The following is a 20,905-nucleotide window of genomic DNA, read 5'->3' as shown; positions in this document are numbered from 1 at the left end:
CGAAATGCGCAGCGGGCATTGCAAGGGCGTTTTGAGGAAACAGGATGGAATATGCCTGAGTCCTGCATTTTGAATTCTGCGTTTGGCAGGGGGTTATGAAATGACAAAGGATTTATTGAAGCTGCTGGACCTGTCCAAGGAGGACATCATCAAGATCCTGAATACGGCGGACCAGCTGAAGTACGACCAGAAGCACCGCATCCCCCACGACTATCTCCGGGGCAAGACCCTGGCCATGATCTTTGAGAAGAACTCCACCCGTACCCGGGTGTCCTTTGAGACGGGCATGTTCCAGCTGGGCGGCCACGCTCTGTTCCTGTCCGGCAAGGAGAGCCAGATCGGCCGGGGCGAGCCGGTGCAGGACACCGCCCGGGTGCTGGACCGGTACTGCGACGGCATCATGATCCGCACCTTCGCCCAGGAGGAAGTGGAGAATCTGGCCCAAAACACCAAGATCCCCATTATCAACGGGCTGACCGATTTCTGCCATCCCTGTCAGGTGCTGGCAGACCTGATGACCATCCGGGAGCACAAGGCTGTCCTGGAGGGCCTGAAGATGTGCTATATCGGCGACGGCAACAACATGGCCAACTCCCTGATCGTGGGCGGCCTGAAGTGCGGCATGGAGGTGTCGGTGGCCTGTCCCGAGGGCTACGATCCCGACCCCCGGGTGCTGGAGTTCACCAAGAGCGATCCCACGTTCAAATTCTCCCTCCACCGCACCCCCAAGGAGGCCGCCGTGGGCGCCGACGTGGTGTTCACCGACGTGTGGGCCTCCATGGGCCAGGAGGAGGAGCGGGCCATCCGCGCCAAGGCCTTCGCCGGCTACCAGGTCAACGAGGAGCTGATGGCTCTGACCAACCCCGAGTGCATGGTGCAGCACTGCCTGCCCGCCCACCGGGGGGAGGAGATCACCGCCGAGGTCTTTGAGGCCCACGCCGGCGAGATCTTTGACGAGGCGGAGAACCGCCTCCACGCCCAGAAGGCAGTCATGTACCTGCTGATGAAGGATGACGAGGAATAACGAGAAAGAAACAGGACCGCCCGCGGGCGGTCCTGTTTTTCTATTTTGACGAAAAAATACCACTACACCTTATAGTAAAATGCTTATATTGCACAAAACGGCTTGCACAACGGCGGGAACGTGATATAATATTAGAGCGTTAAGAAATCGTGAAGAAGGAAGGGAGAGAGGGAATATTCGGGAGCTTCACGGTTTTGGATGCGGGCGTTTGCTCCGGCAATGGCCCAATGTTGTAAGGAGGGAAAGTAAATGGCAGAGAAGAAATCAAACCGAACTGCCGCAGCGGCAAAGTTTATTCTGTGCAGTGCTCTGGGTATCTTCATGTTCTTTATCAGCGTGACCTACAATGGAAAAAGCACGATCCCCCTGGACCATCTGACCACCATCATCCGCGGACTGTTGGGGGACTACCAGAAGTATGTGGTTCTGGTGGTCATCGCGGTGGGCGCGATCATGCCCTTTGTCAAAAAGACCTGGAACAAGAGCGCCCAGAACATCGTGTTCTCCGTATTTAAGGTGATCGGCCTGATCTGCGCCATCATGTATGTGTTTGGCCTGGGCCCCGCCGAGCTCCATGAGAATCCGGACCTGTTCCCCTTCCTGTTTGTGACCCTGTGCTGCTCCCTGTGCTTCCTGATCCCCATCGGCGCGGTGTTCCTGTCCTTCCTGACGGACTACGGCCTGATGGAGTTTGTGGCCGTCTTCCTCCAGCCCGTAATGCGTAAGGTCTGGAAGACTCCCGGCCGCTCCGCCATTGACGCCGTGGCTTCCTTCGTGGGCAGCTACTCCCTGGCGCTGCTCATCACCGACCGCCTGTACCAGGAGGGCCGCTACAACAAGAAGGAGGCCTTCATCATCGCCACTGGCTTCTCCACCGTGTCCACCACCTTCATGGTGGTAGTGGCCAAGACCCTGAACCTGATGGACCGCTGGAATTTCTACTTCTGGTCCACCCTGGTCATCACCTTCGTGGTCACCGCCATTGTGGCCCGTATCTATCCCACCTCTAAGGTGCCCAACGAGTACATGGAGGGCGTCACGCCCCAGCCCGAGGAGATCGTGACCAAGGACCGGTTCAAGGTGGCTGTGGACGACGCCCTGACCGCCGCGGAGAACTCCGGTTCCATCGCCGCCAACGTGTGGCGCAACACCAAGGACGGCCTGCGGATGGTCAGCAATATCCTGCCCACCATTATGTCCATCGGTCTGCTGGGCATGCTGATCGCCCTGTTTACCCCCGTGTTTGACATCATCGGCTACATTTTCTACCCCTTCACCGCTGTGGTCCAGCTGCCTGAGGCCCTGGTGGCCGCCCAGGCCCTGGCTACCACCATCGCCGAGATGTTCCTGCCCGCCGCCTTCGTGGTGGAGGCAGCCCTCGCCACCCGCTATGTGGTTGCCGTGGTCTGCATCTCCGAGCTGCTGTTCTTCTCCGCCGTGATCCCCTGTATCCTGTCCACCAAGATCCCCGTGACCATCCCCCAGATCCTGGTCCTGTGGGTGGAGCGCGTCATCCTGTCCATCCTGCTGGCCGGCGCCGTGGCACTGGTCCTGCTATAACAAATGTCATAAAAGCGCCGGAGGCGGACTATCAGTCCGCCTCCGGCGCTTTCTTTTCTCTTACAAAAGAGCCAGATCCTGGATCAGCGCGTCAATATCCTCGTCCCGGGTGGACCAGGCGGTGCAGAAGCGGACGGCGGTGCGGTCCGTGCCAACTTTGCACCAGAAGCAGCTGCTGTACTTCTGATTCAGAGTCTCCAGTGCCCGGTCCGGGATCACCGGAAACTGCTGGTTGGTGGGGGTGGGAAGGAGCAGCTCCCAGCCCTTGTCCAGGAAGGCCTTTTGCAGCCGCTGGGCCTGGGCCACCGCCTTTTGGCCGATCTCCCGGTACAGGCCGTCCTCCAGCAGGGCCTCGAACTGGACCCCCAGCAGTCGGCCCTTGGCCAGCATGCCGCCCCTCTGCTTAATGAGGTAGCGGAAGTCGCTTTTCAGGGCGTCGTTGGTGATGACCACCGCCTCCCCGAACAGGAGGCCCGCCTTGGTGCCGCCTAGGTAGAACACGTCGCACAGCCGGGCCAGGTCGGGGAGGGTCACCTCGGAGGCGGCCAGACCGTAGACCAGCCGGGCCCCGTCCACAAAGAGCATCAGGTGGTACTGGTCGCAGACCCTCCGGATGGTCTCCAGCTCCTCCAGGGTGTAGAGGGTGCCCATCTCAGTGGGGTGGGAGAGGTAGACCATGCCGGGCTGGACCTTGTGCTCCACCGAGGGGTCCTCGTAGTGGGCCTTGCACAGCTCCGCCACCTGGCGGGCGGTGAGCTTGCCGTCCTGGGTGGGGACAGGGAGGATCTTGTGGCCGGTGGCCTCCACCGCTCCGGTCTCGTGGTCGTTGATGTGGCCCATCTGGGTGCAGATCACACCCTGGTGGGGGCGCAGGGCGGCGGCGATCACTGTCATGTTGGTCTGGGTGCCGCCCACCAGAAAGTGGATGTCGGCCTGGGGAGCCCGGCACAGGTCCCGGAGCAGCTGGGCGGCCCGGGTACAGTGGCTGTCCACACCGTAGCCGGGACACTCCTCCCGGTTGGTGGCCACCAGCTTCTCCAGCACCTTGGGGTGGGCGCCGGTGGCGTAGTCACATTCAAAGCGGATCATGGGGTTCGACCTCCCGTTGTTTTGTGTGTGTAAATCCATTGTACTCCAAAGGGGCCGCCGGGTAAAGAGGAGAAAAGCGGCGACATAAAAAGCGCCGCAGGCGGTAATCCTGCGGCGCTTTAATGGAACGGTCGGTTCGGACCGAATCAGGCCAGGGCCTTCTTGGCGGTCTCGGTGAGCTGGGTGAAAGCGGCCTTGTCGTTGACAGCCAGCTCGGCCAGCATCTTGCGGTTGATGACGATGCCGGACTTCTTCAGGCCATTCATGAAGGTGGAGTAGTTCATGCCGTTGAGCTTGCAGGCGGCATTGATCCGGGTGATCCACAGCTGACGGAAGTCGCGCTTCTTCAGCTTGCGGCCGGTATAGGCGTAAACGCCGGACTTCATGACGGCCTGGTTGGCCATCTTGTAGTGCTTGGACTTGGAACCCCAGTAGCCCTTGGCCAGCTTGAGGATCTTGTTTCTTCTCTTGCGCGTCATCATCGCGCCTTTCACACGTGCCATAGTTGATTCCCTCCCTCTTCTTACTTGTACAGGATCATGCGCTTGATGGCGGCCTCATTGGTCTTGTCGGCATAGGTGGTGCCGCGCAGAGCCCGCTTCAGCTTGGTGGTCTTGCCGTGGCCGTTCAGCAGGTGGCGCTTCTTGGTCATGGCGCGCTTGACCTTGCCGGTCTTGGTGAGGGAGAAACGCTTCTTGGCGCCGCTATGAGTCTTGATCTTGATCTTCGGCATAACAGAGAACTCCTTTACTTACTTTTTCGCATCCTTTGCGGGCTTGGGGGACAGGAAGATGGACATGTGCCGGCCCTCCAACTTGGGGCTCTTGTCCATCACGGCGACCTCGCCGCACTCCTCAGCAAATTTGAGCAGCAGGTCCTGGCCAATATTGGTGTGGGCCATCTCACGACCGCGGAAGCGGACGGTGACCTTGCAGCGGTTGCCTTCGGACAAAAACTTTTGGGCGTTGCGCAGCTTCACGTTGAAGTCGTTGACGTCGATGCTGGGGGACATCCGGACCTCTTTGATCTCCACCACGCGCTGGTTCTTGCGGGCTTCCTTCTCGCGCTTGGTCTGCTCGAACCGGTACTTGCCGTAATCCATGAGCTTGCACACGGGGGGCACGGCGTTGGGAGAGATCTTCACCAGATCCAGGCTCCGTTCCTCGGCCAGGCGCAGAGCCTCCTGGGAGGACATGATGCCCAGCTGTTCGCCGGACTCAGAGATCAGGCGGACCTCCTTATCCCGGATTTCTTCGTTGGTTTGATGACCTGTGTTAGCGATGGGAAAGCACCTCCAAACAAAAATAAATACGGCGGCCGGCAGGCCCCCGTATCACAGCAAAACAACGCCGGAATCCCGGCGAATGTTATTCCATGTTGACCCTTTGGCTCTGGCCTGGGGTGAGGACGGGGAACCGTACCTGCTTTGTTTTACCGAAAAATCATACCACGCCCCAGGGACATTGTCAAGGGGGGAAAAGCCAGGAAATCACGCTTTTTTTCGGCGAAAAAGGGCCACTGCGGAACGAGTGCCGGAGATAAAAGAGTGGGACTACTTTACATAACAATGTCGTGGAAAAAAGTATACACGGAGTTATTCACAATTTCCACATGGTTTTCCACACTGTTTGTGGAAAACAGCGGGAAGAAACCGGGGAAATAGGGGGTGCAGAACCTGAATGTATAAAATCTATGTAAAATTAAAGGAACATTCAAGTTACATAACGCAGAAAAGGGGACCGACACGATTACCCGGAGAGCTCATCCCGGCGGGATGCGGAGAAAGGCGGGGACGCGGGGCAAAGCCGGACCCGCCGGGGCAAAGCCCCCGGCGGCAGCGGGGCCTTATCCCAGAGAAATGTCCCGGGTGGCGTAGGCGTTGAGGTCGTAGCCGGCCACGTGGCCGGCCAGATACTCGTAGTAGCCCTGGCAGCCGATCATGGCGCCGTTGTCGCCGCAGTACTTCAGCTCCGGGAGAAACAGCTTGTCGCCGCTGGCGGCGCAGGCGGCCTGGAGGTCGGCACGGATGCGGCGGTTGGCAGCCACCCCTCCGGCCACCGCCACCTTGCCGTAGCCCAGGCGGCGGGCGGCGGTCATGGCGCGGGGGACCAGGGATTCACTCACCGCCCGGCCAAAGCTGGCGGCGAAGGAGGGCAGGTCCAGCGCCTCCCCTTTCTGCTGGGCGTTGTGGATCAGATTCAGGCTGGCGGTCTTGAGGCCGGAGAAGGACATGTCCAGCTCATGGCCCGCCACATGGGCCCGGGGCAGCTCGTATTTGCCGTCATCTCCCCCGTCGGCCAGACGGTCCATGGGTCCGCCGCCGGGGTAGCCGATGCCCAGCACCCGGGCCACCTTGTCGAAGCACTCCCCGGCGGCGTCATCCCGGGTGCCCCCCAGCACCTCCATCTCGGTGTAGGACCGCACGTCCACAATGGCGGTGGTGCCGCCGGAGACGCACAGGCAGACGAAGGGGGGCTCCAGGTCCGGGTGGGTCAGGTAGTTGGCGGCGATGTGGCCCCGGACGTGGTGGACGGGAATGAGAGGCAGGTCCAGGGCCATGGCCGCCCCCTTGGCGAAGTTGACCCCCACCAGCACCGCGCCGATGAGGCCGGGGGCGTAGGTCACCGCCACGGCGTCCAGGTCGGCCTTGGTCAGCCCCGCCTGCAGGAGGGCCTGGTCAGCCAGACCGGTCACCGCCTCCACATGCTTCCGGGAGGCGATCTCCGGGACCACGCCGCCGTAAATGGTGTGCATCTCGATCTGGGAGGCCACGCAGTTGGACAGTACGGTCCGGCCGTCTCGCACGACGGCGGCGGCGGTCTCATCACAGGAGGACTCAATGGCGAGAATATTCATGAAAAAGCACCTGCTTTCCGTATATCGTCAGGGTTTTATAGGCGCCGCGGGCAAGGCGTGCCCTGGGTAGGCTTTGCCAACAGGGGATGAGAGGGCAAGAACCTCCGCCAAAGGTCACTCCTCGATCCAATCTCCCGGCGGGTTGGGCTGCTCGCCCGGAGCCAGGGGGATCTGAATAAAGCGTTGGTAGATATGGGGCGGCATGTGGCCCCGGTAGATTTTCCGGTGGACCTCCAGCAGCTCCCCGGCGGTCACGTCCTCCCGGCCCCGGATCAGGGTCTGGTAGTGGACGCCGAACAGGGCACAGTCGTAGCCGCCGTAGCGGAAGCCGTTGCGGAGGTAGAAGTTCAGCCGCCGCCGGCGCAGCGCCTCGCCGTCGGGGCTACCGTTTTCCGGGGCCTCGGCCTCGCCGAAGATCCCCCGGTACTCCTTGTAATAATCGGCCAGCAGATCCAGCATGGCGGCGCCCAGGCCGCGGCTGCGCTTGCCCTCCAGGGTACCAAGATAGTCCAACAGGGCGAAGGGGACGCCCGGTTCCAGCCACAGCAAGGCGTAGCCCAGCAGCTCCTCCCCTTCGTACAGACCCAGGGCCTGATAGCGGCCCTGGGCCATCAGGGACAGCATGGCCTTCAGGGGCTTGAGCTCCTCCGGGGGGAAGTCCTGTTTCAGCTCCGCCTCATACAGCCAGGCCAGCTGGGCGGAGGTCAGGTCATGGAGCCTCATGGTGGAACTCCCGGGTCATGATGACCGCGTCCTCACGGGGACGCTGGTAGTAGCCGGGCCGCAGGCCGGCCTGCTGGAAACCGAACTTTTCGTACAGGGCGATGGCCGGGAGGTTGGACTTGCGGACCTCCAGGGTGAGGAAGGCCAGGTTGACCGCCCCGAAGCGGCAGTACACGTCCAGCAGGGCGGAGGCCACTCCGTGGCGGCGGGCGGCCTCCTCCACGGCGATGTTGTCGATATAGCCCTCGTCCACGATGACGTGGAGTCCGGCGTAGCCCAGGATGCTGCCGTCCTCTGCTTCAGCCACGATGAAGCTGGCCTGGGAGTCAAAGAGGGCGTCCTCCAGCATGTTCTCCGTCCAGGGGGTGGAAAAGCACTCCCGCTCCAGCGCGGCGATCTGGGGGATGTGGCTGCGGTCCATGGGCACGATCTCGTAATACATAAGAACACTCCTTTTAAGAAGCAACCATAACATTTCATACTATCATACACCAAAAATCCCCCTTCGTAAATACAAAGGGGGAGAAAAAGAAGGCCGGGGCATGGTGTATCAAGCCAAACGACGTTATCCGGAGTTGCCGTCCCGCCGGTAAAACCGGCAGAATCCCCACACCGCCCAGGCCAATACCGCGCCCGCCGCCGGGGAGATGGCGCCCAGCAGGAGGATGACCCCGAACAGACTCTCGCCGAAACCGGGCTGCTGGGCATAGTAAAAACCCAGAACGGCCATAGCCGCCGCCAAAAGCAGCGGGACCGCCCGCAGGAGCTTCCGCCGGTCCATTCGGCACAGCAGAAGCTGGAGGCAGAAGGCCGGAAGGGCGGGAAGGAACAGCAGCCAGGAGATGTCCCAGAACCAGAACCCCACGCACAGGGCCAGGGACAAAAGCAGGACGGCCAGAAGGATCAGGTTGGCGCGGTTTTTCCAAAAGGTCATAAAAAAGCCTCCCTTCCGATACGGCGGAACAATCTTTCCTCGTCTCCAGTGTATCAGAAGGGAAGCACGTTTGCAATGGAACTAGGACGGACGGTCATTTTGTGAGGATAGGCGGCAGGGCTCAGACCTCCCGGTCCGTCAGAAAAGGAATAAAATCCTTGATCAGCAGCACATAGGTGGGTAAAAAGACCAGAGCGGCCAGGATGCCCGCGCCTTTGCGGCGGCGGGCCGGGACGCTCAGCCCGATCAGGACCCCCAAAGCCCCCAGGCAGAGCTTGACCAGGGCGAAGTCCTTCCAGGTAGACTGGGCGGCATAGCGGTCCGCCCGCTGCATCAGGAACCGAAAGGGACACATGGAAACGGCCTCCTTTTCAATTATAATATCGGAAAACTGCCTTTCGGGGATTTACTGATCAAAAATTACTTGTTTTCTTGCGGACAAGAAGCGAAACGAAGTTTCGCGCAAAGTTCTTTTGCTGACTTTTCTTTCCAAGAAAAGTCAGTGGGCGGAGGCCCAGCTCTTCCCGGCGGCGGTGTCGGCCAACAGGGCCACAGGGAGGGAAGCCACCGCCTCCATCTCCTCCTTCACCAATTTGCACACCGTCTCCGCCTCGGCCTCGGGGCACTCCACGATGAGCTCGTCGTGTACCTGGAGGACCAGCTTTCCTTCCAGCCCCTCGGCGGCCAGCCGGTCCCGGACCCGGATCATGGCCAGTTTGATGATGTCGGCGGCGGTGCCCTGGATGGGGGCGTTGAGGGCCACCCGCTCTCCAAAGGACCGGGTATTGAAGTTGGAAGACTTCAGCTCCGGCACCCAGCGGCGGCGTCCGAAGAGGGTGGACACGTAGCCGTCCGCCTTGGCCCGGGCCACCACGGCGTCCATGTAGGAGCGGACCCCGGCGTAATGGGTGAAATATTTCTCCATATACTCCTTGGCCTCAGCCACCGTCACGTGGATGTCCTGGGACAGGGAGAAGGGGGAGATCCCGTAGACGATGCCGAAGTTCACCGCCTTGGCGGAGCGGCGCATGAGGGGAGTGACCTCCTCCGCCGGGACGCCGAAGACCTGGGAGGCGGTGATGGTGTGGATGTCCGCGCCGGAGTTGAAGCCGTCGATCATGGCCTGGTCCCCGGCCATGCAGGCCAGCAGCCGCAGCTCGATCTGGGAATAGTCCGCGTCCACCAGCACCTTGCCCGGAGGGGCCACGAACATGTTCCGCAGCTCCGCCCCCAGCTCGGTGCGTACCGGGATGTTCTGGAGGTTGGGCTCCACGGAGCTGAGCCGGCCCGTGGCGGTGACGGTGTTCTGGAAGGAGGTGTGGATGCGGCCGTCGGGGGCTATGACCTTGCCCAGACCGTCCACGTAGGTGGACTTCAGCTTGGTCAGCTGGCGGTAGTCCAGGATCTCCTCAATGATGGGGTGCTGGCCCCGCAGCTTGTCCAGCACCTCCGCGTTGGTGGAGTAGCCCGTCTTGGTCTTCTTCACCGGGGGCAGGCCCAGCTGGTCAAAGAGGATGTGGCCCAGCTGCTGGGTGGAGTTGATGTTGAACTCCTCCCCGGCCAGATCGTAGATTTTGGCCTGAGCGGCGTCAATACGGCCGGAGAGCATTTCACCGAAGGACACCAGCGCCCCCCGGTCAATGAGGAACCCGGCTACCTCCATCTCGGCCAGTACCTGGCACAGGGGCAGCTCCACCTCACGGTACAGCTTCATCATCCCCAACTCCTCCAGCCGCTGGGACAGGGTGTCATACAGGGCATCGATCAGGGAGGTGTGGCTGAGCCAGGCGGCCATGGGGGCCACCGGGTCGGCCAGGGGGCCGAAGGCGCCGTCGGCCAAAAAGTCGGAAGATTTGGCCAACTGGAAGTTGTAGTAGGTCATGGCCAGCTTTTCCAGGTCGTAGCTGCCGTCGGTGGGGGCCAGCAGGTAGGCGGCCACCGCCGTGTCGAACAGGAAGCCCTCGGTGGACAGGCCCTCTTCCAGCAGCTGGCGCATCAGGGGCTTGCAGTCGTGGGTGATTTTTTTAATGTCGGGGGCGAAGAAGCCCTTTAAAAAGTCGTTGTAGCAGTCCAGCCGGTCGGCCAGCACCATGACCCCGTGGCCGTTCCCGTTGTCTCCGCATTCCACGCAGACGCCGTTCAGGCCGGGCAGGGCCAAAAAGGACACATGGTCCCGTTTCCGCCACTGGGCCAGCAGCTCCTCCATCCGGGCCCGGTCGGTGATAAACTCGCTTTCACAGGTGCCTTCAAACACCTGCTCCTCGGCCTGACCCTCCCCCTGAGGGGCGGCCAGGTGGTACTTGTCGATGAGCTTGGCGAACTCCAGGTCCAGAAACAGCTGGTACAGTTTGCCGTTGTCCGGCTCCCGGCGCAGGTTGTCCTCCGGAACAAATTCCACGGGGGCGTCGGTGCGGATGGTGGCTAGGTCGTAGGACATCCGGGCGTCCCCCTCTCCCTCGGCCAGCTTTTTGACGATGCCGGGCTTGGCAGGTTCGCCGGGAGCCATCTCAGGCTGGGGCATGGCGGCGTAGAGGGCGCCCAGGGAACCGTACCGCCGGACCAGGGCCATGGCCGTCTTTTCCCCCACCCCCTTGACGCCGGGGATGTTGTCGGAGGCGTCCCCCATGAGGGCCTTCAGGTCGATGATGTGGATGGGGTCAAAGCCGTACTCCTCCCGGAAGGCGTCCGGGGTCATGTTCCGGGTGGTGGTCCGGCCCATGCGGGTGGACACCAGCTTGACGGTGGTGCGGTCGTTGATGAGCTGGAGGGAGTCCTTATCCCCGGTGACCACCACCGTGTCCCATCCTGCGGCGGCGTCCTTCACCGAGATGGTGCCCAGCAGGTCGTCAGCCTCCCAGCCGTCCAGCTCGTACATGGGGATGTTCATGGCGCGCAGTACGTCCTTCAAAATGGGCATCTGGCTGGCCAGTTCGTCTGGCATCTTTTTCCGGGTGGCCTTATACCCGTCGTAGGCCAGGTGGCGGAAGGTGGGAGCCTTCCGGTCGAAGGTGACGCACAGGGCGTCGGGCTTCTCCTCCTCCAGCAGCTTGTTCAGAATGTTGAGAAAGCCGAAAATGGCGTTGGTGGGCTGGCCCGCCCGGGTGGTGAGATTCTGGCTCACGCCGTAAAAGGCCCGGTTGACGATGGAATTGCCGTCCAGGACCATGAGTCGTTTCATATTGGGATACCCCCATTCTCCGGCCTGGGGCCGGGTGTCGATCTGTACATTCCAGTATATCAGTCTTTCCGCATCAGGGCAAGAAAAACCGGGAGCCTTACGGCTCCCGGCGGAGATCACAGTGCTTTCATGGCGGACCGCGCCGTTTTCACCAGGTATTCCATGGCTTCCGCGGGGTATTTGCCGATGGCGGTCTCTCCGGTGAGCATGAGGGAGGAGGCGCCGTCCAGCACGCCGTTGTAGATGTCCAGCACCTCGGCCCGGGTGGGGATGGGGCGCTGCTCCATGGACCACAGCAGCTGGGTCACCAGACAGAAGGGCTTGCCGGCCTCCCGGCACCGGCGGGCGATGTCTTTCTGGACCGCGGGCAGCTCCCACAGGGGCATGGAGTTGCCCAGGTCCCCCCGGGCGATGCAGATCTGGTCGGCGGAGGCCATGATCTCGTCCAGCAGTCTGACCCCCTGGCGGCTCTCCACCTTAGCCATGATCCGGACAGAACCCAGTCCCCGGCGGTCCAGCTCGGCGCGCAGGGCCTCCACGTCGGCCCGACTGCGGACAAAGGGCTGGAGGACGTGGGTCACCCCCATCTTCCCGGCCAGGTCCAGGTTTTCCAGGTCGGCCCGGGTGAGGGTGGGAACGTCGGGCTGTACGCCCAGAATGGTCAGGCTCTTCCGGCTGTGCAGCACGCCCCCCCGGAGCACCCGGCACAGCAGGACGGAGGAGGAGGTTTGGAGCACCTTCAGCAGCAGGGCGCTGTCATCCAGGGAGATCTGATCTCCCTTGTGCGCGCTGCGGAGGACCGCCTCAGGCACCGGGATGCCCCCGTCCCCCAGAAGCAGCTCGCCCCCCGCCTTGAGCTGGATCGGCCGGGGCAGCCGCCCCACCCGCAGCTCCGGTCCCTGAAGGTCGATGATGAGCCGGGCGTCCACTCCGGCCCGTTTGGCGGCGGGACGGAAGACCTGGTTTAGAATAGGGGCGCAGGTGGCAATACTGGTATGGGAGAGGTTGAGACGGATGCCCGTCATCCCGGCCCGAAACATCCGGTCCAGAATGTCTCTGGTCTGACAGGCCACTCCCAGGGTGCCGTAAAAGTCCATGGCGGCGGTTCCTCCTCATGCTGATTCTCTGTATCTATTATGCCGCCGGCGGGGTGGGTAAGTCAATATAAAAAGCGGCAGCCCGGGCGGGCTGCCGCAAAAATATGCAGTGGGTTCAGGCGTTCTGGCGCTTTTTCATGTAGAACAGGAAGCCCAGGGTCAGCACCACGCCCACGGGCAGGGCGAGGATGCCGGGCAGGCCGCTGCTGGCCAGCAGGCCGGCGACGATATAGGACAGGCCGGAGATCACGGCGCAGGAGATGGCGTAGGGCAGCTGGGTGGACACGTGGTTCACGTGGTCGCACTGGGCGCCGGCAGAGGCCATGATGGTGGTGTCGGAGATGGGGGAGCAGTGGTCGCCGCAGACGGCGCCGGCCATACAGGCGGAGATGCAGATGATGGCCAGGGGGTTGTCCATGGAGAAGACGTTCTGGACGATGGGGATGAGGATGCCGAAGGTGCCCCAGCTGGTGCCGGTGGCGAAGGCCAGCAGGCAGCCGATGACGAAGACGATGACGGGCAGCAGCATCTGGACGCCGGTGGCGGAGGTGCGCACGAAGTCACGGACAAAGTACTTGGCGCCCAGGGAGTCGGTCATCCCCTTCAGGGACCAGGCGAAGGTGAGGATCAGGATGGCGGGGACCATGGCCTTGAAGCCCTCGGGGATGCAGCCCATCATCTCCTTGAAGGTCATGGACTTGCGGACGAAGTAATACAGGAAGGCGAAGACCAGACCGAAGGCGGAGCCCAGCATCAGGCCCACGGAGGCGTCGGAGTTGGAGAAGGCGTCGATGAAGCTCTCGCCGGAGAAGAAGCCGCCGGAGTAGATCATGCCCACGACGCAGCAGATGACCAGCACCACGATGGGCAGCACCAGGTCCATGACGGTGCCCTTGCTCTCGTCGATCTCCTCATCCAGCATGGCGTAGGGGTTGGAGCCGGAGAACAGGTCGCCCTTCTCCTGGGCGTTCTTCTCGAATTTGCCCATGGGGCCGAAGTCCACGTTCATGACCACCAGGCCGATCATCATGACGATGGTCAGCAGGGCGTAGAAATTGTAGGGAATGGCGCGGATGAACAGGTTCAGGCCCTGTCCCTCCTCAGCGAAGCCGGCCACGGCGGCGGCCCAGGAGGAGATGGGGGCGATGATGCAGATGGGGGCGGCGGTGGCGTCGATCAGGTAGGCCAGCTTGGCCCGGGAGACGTTGTGCTTGTCGGTGATGGGACGCATGACGCTGCCCACGGTGAGGCAGTTGAAGTAGTCGTCGATGAAGATCAGGCAGCCCAGCACGATGGAGGCCAGCTGGGCGCCGGCCCGGGTCTTGATGTTCTTCTGGGCCCAGCGGCCGAAGGCGGCGGAGCCGCCCGCCTTGTTCATCAGGCACACCATGGTGCCCAGGATGACCAGGAAGATCAGGATGCCCACGTTGTAGCTGTCAGACAGGGAGGCCACGATGCCGTCGCTGAACACATGCAGGATGGTCCCCTCAAAGGAGAAGTTGGAGTACAGCAGGCCTCCCACCAGAATGCCGATGAACAGGGAGGAGTAGACCTCCTTGGTAATCAGGGCCAGGGCGATGGCGATGACGGGGGGCAGCAGGGACATGGCGGTGTTGTAGAACTGGCTGGGGGACTGGATATAGCCGGTGCCCTCGCAGGTGCCGCAGGGGACGGCCTCGCAATCCTCAGACAAAACCACGCCCACGGCCCCGCAGTCGGGACACTCGATCATTTTGGTGCCGGATTCCTCGGTGGGATCGGCGGCAAAGGCGGTGGTGGCCAGAGCCAGAACCATCATGAGGACCAGGATGGCGCGGACGGGCCAGGATCTTCTCGCTCTCATTTTTATATTCCCTCCACTTGTTTTTTGGGGACACGCCCCTGTTTGCGCAAACAAAAAGCCATGGCCGCACTGAGCGCCCATGGCAAAGACCGGACGTCCCCGCACACAGACCGGGGACCTCTGGATAGCGCTCCACTGGTTCGTGACAGTCCGCGGAATGTTTTCCCGCGGCCCAGGAACTCCGGCCCAGGCAGGCCGGAATGCCTTCGGCGGTACACCCTCTCCCGGGAAGCGGCTGCCTGGCCTTGCCCCCCGGTACGCATGAGTACCGCGCCTCTATCCGATAATCATTTGGAATTGCAAGTATCCTATCATGGCCTTGCAGGAAAGTCAATACTATTTCGGGGAAAATGTGGGGAAGAACAGATTTTTCCTCACTGGGCCATGAAAAACGTGTAAGTTCCCGTGGCGACTACCATATTTTGATCGTTGGTCAGCACCACCTGGATCACCGACAGGGTGCGGCCCATCTTCTTGGGCGTGGCCTCGCAGATGATCTTGGGCCCGGTGGCGGGGCGCAGAAATTCCAGGGTGCAGTTGGCGGTGACGCAGCTGCCCCCTTTGGAGCAGGCGCAGCAGCCGCCCACCGTGTCCGCCAGGGTGGCCAGGGCGCCGCCGTGGACGTTGCCGTGGGGGTTGATGCTGTTGGGGCCTACGTTCAGCTCGCCCCGGGCGTAGCCGGGCTCCACTTCGGTAAGCAGGATGCCGTTTTCATAGGAAAACTGATGGGGGGTGTTGACGGAATGAACGATATAATCGCTGTGTTCTTCGGGGGCCATTTTATTCTCTCCTTTACTGTCCCTGGGGGAAACCGTTGTCAAAGCGGGATTCTAACACAGTTTTCAGCCAAAAGCAAGGCCCTTTCCCCCTTTCCCTGTGAAATGCATAAGATAAAGAGAGGCGACCCGTGAACCTGAAAGGAGGAAAAACCATGGAACAGCAAGTGGACCTGTCCGCCTTGGACGGACATCAGATCGATCCCGAGACGTTTCGCAGAGTGTGGGCCAGGGTGATGCCTGACCAGCGGGACAGCCCTCTGGTCCTCTCGCCCCCGGCCCCGGCCGTCCGGAGTGGGACAGCAGAAAAGAAGCAGCCCCTACCCCCGGCACGCCAGAGTGCCGGAACACAGTCCGGAGAGCAAAAGAGGTCTGCGCCCAAGGCGGAGGACCCGGAGCGGATGGAGCGGCTCATGGACCTGGCCCGGGAGGGGGCCGAGGGGGCCGGCACCCTGGCACGGAGAATGGGGAACCGGGGCCGGGAGATGGCGGGGATCGCGGAGGACCACCGCCGGGCCCTGGGGCGGCTGGCCGCCGCCTATTTTCTGATGACAGGGCGGCGCAGGCATGCCCGGGGTAGCGCTCCTGGGGGAAACCGGGACCTGGGGACCGAGCTGCGGGAGCGCTTCCTGTGGGAAAAACGGTGGGAACAGGCCTGCCGGGAGGCGGCGGAGGAGACGGGGGACCCGGCGCTGGAGGAGCTGTGCCGGGAGCTGGCCCGGGACGCCTCCCGCCACCAGCGGGCCATCCGCACCACGCTGGAGCGGATGTGGGGCGGAACGGTTGACGGTTCCCGCCGCAATGGGGTAAACTGAAAGAAAAAGGTCCCGGCACAGCCGGGACCGGAAACGGGGGAACATCATGGGGGAGTCCAGAGCGTTTTATTACCCGTCCAGTGATGGGGTCCACACCGTCCACGCCTTGGAGTGGCTGCCTCAGGGCCGGCCCCGGGCGGTGGTCCAGATCGTCCACGGCATCGCGGAGTATATCGGCCGGTACGGCCATGTGGCCCGTTTCCTCAGTGAGCGGGGCGTCCTGGTCTGCGGGGAGGACCACCTGGGCCACGGGGAGACCGCCTCGGACGGGATTTACGGCTACTTTGGCCCGAAGGACGGCTGGGACCATGTGTCCCGGGACGTCCGCCGCCTGCGGGAACTCCAGGGGGAGAAGTACCCCGGGGTACCCTATGTGATGCTGGGCCACTCCATGGGCTCCTTCCTGGCCCGGACCTATCTGGTCCGCTGGCCTGGGACGGTGGACGGGGCGGTGCTGTCGGGCACCGGCCAGGAGCCGGCTCAACTGGTGGCCTTCGGCAAGGCCATGGCGGGGGCACTGTGCCGCCTCCGGGGGGACACCTACGTCAGTCCCCTGGTCACCGCCATGTCTCTGGGGGCCTATAACCGGAAATTCAAGCCCAACCGCACCCCCGCCGACTGGATCAGCCGGGATGAGGCGGTGGTAGACGCCTACCGGAAGGACCCCCTGTGCGCCTTTGTGCCCACGGTGGGCATGTTCCGGGACATGATGGGGGGACTTCAGTTCATAGCCGGAAAGGAAAATCTGGCCCGGATGGAGAAAGAAACGCCCGTCTATTTCCTCTCCGGGGACCACGATCCTGTGGGCGGCATGGGAGAGGGTGTGAAGCGGGTGGTCGGGATGTTCCGGGCGGCGGGTTGCCGGGACGTGACCCTCAAGCTGTACCCCGACGGCCGCCATGAGATGTTTAACGAGCTCAACCGCCGGGAAGTCATGGAGGACCTGATGGCCTGGCTGGAGGAAAAGGTGATCCATTAAAAAACCGGCGGAGCGCGCAGCGCTCCGCCGGTTTGGTTATGCTTCGGGCTTGGACGTATCCTCACCGGGCTCCTGGGGAGCTTTGGGCGGCTGGGGCTGATCCGGCTCCGCAGAAGGCGCCTCCGGGGACTCGGGGGAGCCTGCGTCGCCGGTCCCATCCTCCCCGGCTCCTTCCGGAGCGGGGGGCTTGATCTCCTCGCTGACGATGTGGATGTGCTTGGCGGGGGCCTCGATGCCCTCGGGCTGGGAGGGGCGGAAGGAGCCCTGGACCTTCTGTCGGGTGGAGGCGTAGGCGTCCTCCACCAGAGCGGGGTCCCGGCCCTCGATGATGGCCACCATCTCGCCGCCGGTGATGGTCTCCTTGTCCAGCAGGTAGGCCACCACCTTGTGCATATCCTCCAGGTTCTCCTGGATGACCTTCACCGCGTCCTGGTAGCACACGTCCAGGATGGCCTTCACCGCCTTATCCATGACGGCGGCGGTGTCCTGGGCGCAGTCCAGGCCGTAGCCTCCATCCAGATACTGGCTGCGGACGGAGCCCAGGGCCATCATGCCGAACTCCTCGCTCATGCCGAACATGGCCACCATGTTCCGGGCGATGTTGGTGGCCTCCTGGATGTCCTGGGAGGCGCCGTTGGTCATGGTGTTCAGCACCACCTGCTCGGCGGCCCGGCCGCCCATGGAGACGGAGATCTTGGCCATCAGCTCTTCCTTGGTGCGCAGGTTGGTCTTATCCTCCTCGGGCATCAGCAGGGTGTAGCCCAGGGAGCCCTCGGTATGGGGGACGATGGTGATCTTCTGCACCGGCTCGGCGTTCTTCTGCTTGTAAGCCACCATGGCGTGGCCCACCTCGTGGTAGGCCACCAGCTTGCGCTCAAACTCGGTGAGGACGGAATTTTTCTTCTCGCTGCCGGCGATGACGAACTCGAAGGAGGCCAGCAGGTCCTCCTGGGTCACCAACTGGCGGCCCTTGCGGACGGCCCGGAGGGCGGCCTCGTTGACCAGGTTGGCCAGGTCAGCGCCCACGCAGCCGGCGGTGGCCAGGGCGATCTTCTTCAGGTCCACGTCCTCAGCCAGCTTGATCTTCCGAGTGTGGACCTGGAGGGTGGCAAGACGGCCGGCCAGGTTGGGACGGTCGATGGTGATGCGCCGGTCGAAACGGCCGGGACGGAGCAGGGCTTTGTCCAGCACCTCGGGCCGGTTGGTGGCGCCCAGGACGATGACGCCCTTGCCGGGGTCGAAGCCGTCCAGCTCAGCCAGCAGCTGGTTCAGGGTCTGTTCCCGCTCGTCATTGCCGCCCATGCGGTTGTCACGGCTCTTGCCGATGGTGTCGATCTCATCGATGAAAATGATGCAGGGGGCCATCTTACTGGCCTCTTTGAACAGGTCGCGGACACGGGATGCGCCCACGCCCACGAACATCTCCACAAAGTCGGAGCCGCTGATGGAGAAGAAGGGGACTCCGGCCTCGCCGGCCACGGCCTTGGCCAGCAGGGTCTTGCCAGTGCCCGGAGGGCCTACCAGCAGGGCACCCTTGGGCAGCTTGGCGCCGATCTCGGTATATTTCTGGGGGTTGTGGAGGATGTCGATGATCTCCTGGAGGGACTCCTTGGCCTCGTCCTGTCCGGCCACGTCCCGGAAGGTGACCCCGGTCTTTTTCTCCACGTAGACCTTGGCGTTGGCCTTGCCCACGCCGCCCAGGCCGCCCATGCCCCCCTTGCCGCCGATGCCCCGGAACAGGAAGAGCATCAGGCCCACCATGATGAGCATGGGCAGGACGGTGCTGATGAGCAGGGACAGGATGTAGGCGGAGTTATCCACCGGGTCGGTGTTGTAGGTCACGCCGTGGTCCGTCATCAGGTTGAGGATGTCCTTGTCGGAGACCGGGGGCGGGGTGGTCACATATTCCACCTCGCCGGTGTTCTGGGCCTGGAGCCAGAAGAGGGCACTGTCGGTCTGGGGCGCCTGGTCCTGGGTCAGGTAAGTTTTTGCCTCATCTTCCTTGCCCTCCTTGAGGGTGATGACGTATTTGCTGCTGTCCATGTTGACGGACTCCACAAGGTCCGCCACCACCCACTGCCGGAAGACGGAATACTCCACCTGGACCTCGTTGGCGCTGGCGTAGGAGGAGGTGCAGCTTTTCAGCAGCATGGTGCCCACCAACGCCCAGAGGATGATGGTGATGAGGCCCACCATGTTCTTTTTGTTGTTGCCCTTGTCTGGTTTCAAAGGAGAGTACCTCCATAATCGTTCTTTCTGTGATCCCGCAGGATACATCAAAGTGTATCATACCACGACCGCACTCCAAAAACAAGAAATTCCGCTGTAAACTTTCTGTGAAGGGCTGAAAGTTTCCTGAAAACAAAATCAGGGGCGGGGCAATTTGCCGCTTCCCTCTCCGGACAAAATATGATATACTAAATCTTATCTGTCAAACACCCTTGGATCGGAGGAGATTCCATGAATAAAAGACCGCCCCTGCGGCATTCCGCCCCTGTGGAGACGGAGAACGACGGGATCATCGAGGGCCGCAACGCGGTGATCGAGGCCCTGCGGGCCGGCGTGACCATTGATAAGATCTTCATTATGAAGGGGGAGACCGACGCCACCCTGGGCCACATCGCCTCCACCGCCCGGGAGGCGGGCATCGTGGTGGTGGACGCCGACCGGCGGAAGCTGGACGGCATGAGCCGCACCCACTCCCACCAGGGGGTCATTGCCCAGGCCGCCGTCCGGGAGTACGCCACCGTGGACGACATCCTCAACGCCGCCCGGGCAAAAGGGGAGAACCCCCTGATCGTGGTGTGTGACGAGCTGTCCGACCCCCACAATCTGGGGGCGGTCATCCGTACCGCCGACGCCGCCGGAGCCCACGGGGTCATCATCCCCAAGCGGCGCTCCGCCGGCCTGACCGCCGTGGTGGCCAAGACCTCCGCCGGGGCTGTGGCCCACGTGCCCGTGGCCCGGGTGCCCAATATCACCGCCCTGCTCAAGGAGCTGAAGGAGGAGGGAATCTGGGTCTTCGGCACCGCCGCCGGGGGGACCACCTCCCTGTACCAGGCTGACCTGAAGGGCCCCGCCGCCATCGTCATCGGCAGCGAGGGGGACGGCATGAGCCGCCTGGTGGCGGAGAACTGCGACTTCACCGTTTCCATCCCTATGTTCGGGAAGATCAACTCCCTCAACGCCTCCGCCGCCGCGGCGGTGCTGCTGTACGAGGCGGTGCGCCAGAGGACCGGGGGATAAATATTAGTTCGTTTATCAGTGTGTTTCGGGGCCGCGTCTCAAGGCTCCCTTCGCAAATGACACCTCCTTTTGCGAAAGGAGGCTTTGGCGCTTACCTTCGACAGCTCCATAAACTGAAAATTACGCTGATAGATTACCATACTGATGACACGCCGAGGATACCGCACATGAGCGACCGCAAGGAGAAACAATTGAATAACGACGATCTGAACGAGGTCAAGTCGCTCATCGGAGACGCCAAGGGGGACGACTTCTCCCTGGATGATATTCTGGCGGAGTTCGGCTCCGGAAGGCCTGCGGGGCGGGGCGCGGTCCCTGTGGCTCCCGTGGTCCCGGAGGAGAAGGAGGAGACTCCCGACCTGCCCTGGCCGGAGCCGCCCCGCACCCGGGGTGGGAAGAACAAGGTGGTGGATTTTCCTGGAAGAACGCCTGCTCCGGTCCATGAAGAGAACATACCCCCGGAAGCGGCGGAGGAGGACGCCCCCCTGGAGGAGGAGCTCCTGGAGGAAGAACCGCTGGACGGGGAGGCGGAGAACGAGGATCTGGGGGAGGACCGGGTTATCGGGTTCCCCGAGGAGGAGAGCGTCCTGACCGCCTTTTTAAAGGATGTGAGCCAGAAGGCGGACGACTACGCCGACCAGATGTTTGAGGAGGATGAGCGTACCGATCCGGAGGAGGTCCGGCGTCTGGAGCGCCTCATCCCCGGCACCGACCGGGAGGAGGAGCCGGAGGAGGACATCCGCCGGTACCGCCGCCCCCGCCGGCCCGATCCGCCGCCCCCGGAC

19 protein-coding genes, 1 pseudogene and 1 riboswitch are annotated in these 20,905 nt (G+C 62.6%); of the genes and pseudogenes, 6 read left to right on the top strand and 14 right to left on the bottom strand.

The window, feature by feature from the left end; translation table 11 throughout:
* Window positions 1-100 precede the first annotated feature (100 nt).
* Together argF and I6E42_RS11065 are read left to right on the top strand one after the other, a co-directional pair.
* Window positions 101-1,024 (top strand): ornithine carbamoyltransferase, encoded by a 924-nt coding sequence (argF, locus tag I6E42_RS11070; RefSeq protein ID WP_235372001.1) that lies wholly within the window; start codon window positions 101-103, stop codon window positions 1,022-1,024.
* Between the two features lie 249 nt (window positions 1,025-1,273).
* A complete protein-coding gene (locus I6E42_RS11065; protein WP_235372000.1) occupies window positions 1,274-2,584 on the top strand; it encodes a YjiH family protein in 1,311 nt (436 codons plus the stop codon).
* Window positions 2,585-2,644: 60 nt separating this feature from the next.
* Here I6E42_RS11065 and I6E42_RS11060 read toward each other — a convergent pair whose 3' ends face one another.
* The 13 genes from I6E42_RS11060 to I6E42_RS11000 all read right to left on the bottom strand — a co-directional run bounded on the left by I6E42_RS11060 (window position 2,645) and on the right by I6E42_RS11000 (window position 15,083).
* The gene (locus I6E42_RS11060; RefSeq protein WP_235371999.1) at window positions 2,645-3,673 is read right to left on the bottom strand and encodes a threonine aldolase family protein; all 1,029 of its coding nucleotides are present in this window, start codon (window positions 3,671-3,673) and stop codon (window positions 2,645-2,647) included.
* A gap of 146 nt (window positions 3,674-3,819) precedes the next feature.
* On the bottom strand, window positions 3,820-4,176 hold the full coding sequence (gene rplT, locus I6E42_RS11055) for a 50S ribosomal protein L20 (protein WP_235371998.1): 357 nt from the start codon (window positions 4,174-4,176) through the stop codon (window positions 3,820-3,822).
* 20 nt (window positions 4,177-4,196) lie between these two features.
* Window positions 4,197-4,406 (bottom strand): 50S ribosomal protein L35, encoded by a 210-nt coding sequence (gene rpmI, locus I6E42_RS11050; RefSeq protein WP_050625289.1) that lies wholly within the window; start codon window positions 4,404-4,406, stop codon window positions 4,197-4,199.
* An 18-nt stretch (window positions 4,407-4,424) separates the two neighbouring features.
* Window positions 4,425-4,979, bottom strand: a complete 555-nt coding sequence (infC, locus tag I6E42_RS11045; RefSeq protein WP_235372026.1) for a translation initiation factor IF-3 — start codon at window positions 4,977-4,979, stop codon at window positions 4,425-4,427.
* Between the two features lie 539 nt (window positions 4,980-5,518).
* Window positions 5,519-6,529, bottom strand: a complete 1,011-nt coding sequence (tsaD, locus tag I6E42_RS11040; protein ID WP_235371997.1) for a tRNA (adenosine(37)-N6)-threonylcarbamoyltransferase complex transferase subunit TsaD — start codon at window positions 6,527-6,529, stop codon at window positions 5,519-5,521.
* A 114-nt stretch (window positions 6,530-6,643) separates the two neighbouring features.
* Window positions 6,644-7,252, bottom strand: a complete 609-nt coding sequence (locus I6E42_RS11035) for a GNAT family N-acetyltransferase (protein ID WP_235371996.1) — start codon at window positions 7,250-7,252, stop codon at window positions 6,644-6,646.
* Window positions 7,239-7,694, bottom strand: a complete 456-nt coding sequence (rimI, locus tag I6E42_RS11030; RefSeq protein ID WP_235371995.1) for a ribosomal protein S18-alanine N-acetyltransferase — start codon at window positions 7,692-7,694, stop codon at window positions 7,239-7,241. The genes I6E42_RS11035 and rimI overlap by 14 nt, the downstream gene beginning before the upstream one ends.
* 123 nt (window positions 7,695-7,817) lie before the next feature.
* The gene (locus I6E42_RS11025; protein ID WP_235371994.1) at window positions 7,818-8,186 is read right to left on the bottom strand and encodes a hypothetical protein; all 369 of its coding nucleotides are present in this window, start codon (window positions 8,184-8,186) and stop codon (window positions 7,818-7,820) included.
* A 121-nt stretch (window positions 8,187-8,307) separates the two neighbouring features.
* Entirely contained in the window at window positions 8,308-8,541 is a 234-nt protein-coding gene (locus I6E42_RS11020) for a permease of phosphate ABC transporter (protein WP_235371993.1), read from the bottom strand.
* Between the two features lie 144 nt (window positions 8,542-8,685).
* The gene (gene polA / locus I6E42_RS11015; RefSeq protein ID WP_235371992.1) at window positions 8,686-11,364 is read right to left on the bottom strand and encodes a DNA polymerase I; all 2,679 of its coding nucleotides are present in this window, start codon (window positions 11,362-11,364) and stop codon (window positions 8,686-8,688) included.
* A 116-nt stretch (window positions 11,365-11,480) separates the two neighbouring features.
* Window positions 11,481-12,461 carry a pyruvate kinase gene (locus tag I6E42_RS11010; protein WP_235371991.1) on the bottom strand — a complete coding sequence of 327 codons (981 nt, stop codon included), beginning with the start codon at window positions 12,459-12,461 and terminating at the stop codon, window positions 11,481-11,483.
* Between the two features lie 115 nt (window positions 12,462-12,576).
* Window positions 12,577-14,304 carry a Na+/H+ antiporter NhaC family protein gene (locus I6E42_RS11005; protein ID WP_235371990.1) on the bottom strand — a complete coding sequence of 576 codons (1,728 nt, stop codon included), beginning with the start codon at window positions 14,302-14,304 and terminating at the stop codon, window positions 12,577-12,579.
* Window positions 14,305-14,421: 117 nt separating this feature from the next.
* Window positions 14,422-14,591: riboswitch (Lysine riboswitch) on the bottom strand.
* 87 nt (window positions 14,592-14,678) lie between these two features.
* The gene (locus tag I6E42_RS11000; protein ID WP_235371989.1) at window positions 14,679-15,083 is read right to left on the bottom strand and encodes a PaaI family thioesterase; all 405 of its coding nucleotides are present in this window, start codon (window positions 15,081-15,083) and stop codon (window positions 14,679-14,681) included.
* 152 nt (window positions 15,084-15,235) lie between these two features.
* Here I6E42_RS11000 and I6E42_RS10995 point away from each other — a divergent pair, with 152 nt between their 5' ends.
* Together I6E42_RS10995 and I6E42_RS10990 are read left to right on the top strand one after the other, a co-directional pair.
* Window positions 15,236-15,895 (top strand): hypothetical protein, encoded by a 660-nt coding sequence (locus tag I6E42_RS10995; protein ID WP_235371988.1) that lies wholly within the window; start codon window positions 15,236-15,238, stop codon window positions 15,893-15,895.
* A 46-nt stretch (window positions 15,896-15,941) separates the two neighbouring features.
* The gene (locus I6E42_RS10990; RefSeq protein WP_235371987.1) at window positions 15,942-16,874 is read left to right on the top strand and encodes an alpha/beta hydrolase; all 933 of its coding nucleotides are present in this window, start codon (window positions 15,942-15,944) and stop codon (window positions 16,872-16,874) included.
* Between the two features lie 36 nt (window positions 16,875-16,910).
* Here I6E42_RS10990 and ftsH read toward each other — a convergent pair whose 3' ends face one another.
* Window positions 16,911-19,070: an ATP-dependent zinc metalloprotease FtsH gene (ftsH, locus tag I6E42_RS10985; RefSeq protein WP_235372025.1), complete on the bottom strand. Its 2,160-nt coding sequence runs from the start codon at window positions 19,068-19,070 to the stop codon at window positions 16,911-16,913.
* 264 nt (window positions 19,071-19,334) lie between these two features.
* Between ftsH and rlmB the strand changes: the two genes are divergently transcribed.
* Window positions 19,335-20,120 (top strand): 23S rRNA (guanosine(2251)-2'-O)-methyltransferase RlmB, encoded by a 786-nt coding sequence (gene rlmB, locus I6E42_RS10980; RefSeq protein ID WP_235371986.1) that lies wholly within the window; start codon window positions 19,335-19,337, stop codon window positions 20,118-20,120.
* 167 nt (window positions 20,121-20,287) lie between these two features.
* A pseudogene (locus I6E42_RS10975) lies at window positions 20,288-20,905 on the top strand (hypothetical protein); the annotation flags it as partial.

Source organism: Pseudoflavonifractor phocaeensis (assembly GCF_021531815.1).
Classification (GTDB): domain Bacteria; phylum Bacillota; class Clostridia; order Oscillospirales; family Oscillospiraceae; genus Lawsonibacter; species Lawsonibacter phocaeensis_A.
The sequence above is the reverse complement of the archived record's forward strand: the minus strand, read 5'-3'. Positions and strand labels throughout refer to the sequence as shown.